This is a genomic window from Clostridium tarantellae (genome assembly GCF_009295725.1).
Lineage (GTDB): Bacteria > Bacillota > Clostridia > Clostridiales > Clostridiaceae > Sarcina > Sarcina tarantellae.
In genome coordinates this window covers 1-664 of the sequence record NZ_WHJC01000595.1, presented here as the reverse complement: position 1 = coordinate 664, position 664 = coordinate 1, and the positions used below count along the sequence as shown (strand labels likewise).

The window sequence follows — 664 nt, the reverse complement described above, 5'->3', positions numbered from 1 at the left end:
CCCTTTAAGTTTTTAAGCATTCCTATAGGTTGTTCCTTTCCTGTACCTGCCACAATAGCCAGTTCTAAAGCAATGGAAACTGATTCACTTAATACTACTCTTACATACTTATCAAGCCACTGTGCTCCTAAATCAAGCATAGCCTTTGATACTGGCATATAAGCACTTAGTTTATACATATCAGTTTTTACCTTATCAAATCCATGGGATAATTCTTTCTTTATTGGATCCGTTAATTTTCCCCACCAAGCACCTTCACAATCTGTTTTTCTTATAACCCATTCCGTTACTGCATTAGTATTTTGGAAGGTTATTTTATTAAGTAGGGGATGGTTTTTCTCTAACTCTTCAAATACCCTATCAAAAATAGTTTTTGGCATAGTTACTTCTAAATCAGTAAAACCTCTTTTTTCAATTACCTTATCATAGTAACTTCTTTCTTCAGTGGTTAATACATTTAATCCCCTTTTATTTAATACATTTCTATCATTCATTTCTGAACTTATTAAGGATCTTGCTTCACTTTTAGCTTCACTTAAAATATTGCTTTGAATATTTTCAGCCATTCTTACTAAAGCTTCTGTAATAGCTCCCTCATTATCTTCCTTTAATGCTTCTGTTATTTGTGCTCTTATTTCATTTGTATTATTATCTAAATTTTTTA

At 31.3% G+C, this 664-nt stretch carries 1 protein-coding gene; it reads right to left on the bottom strand.

Translation table 11 applies throughout. The features are described from left to right. The coding region (locus GBZ86_RS16525) for a phage major capsid protein (RefSeq protein WP_152892489.1) at positions 1-664 on the bottom strand (664 nt) is incomplete at both ends.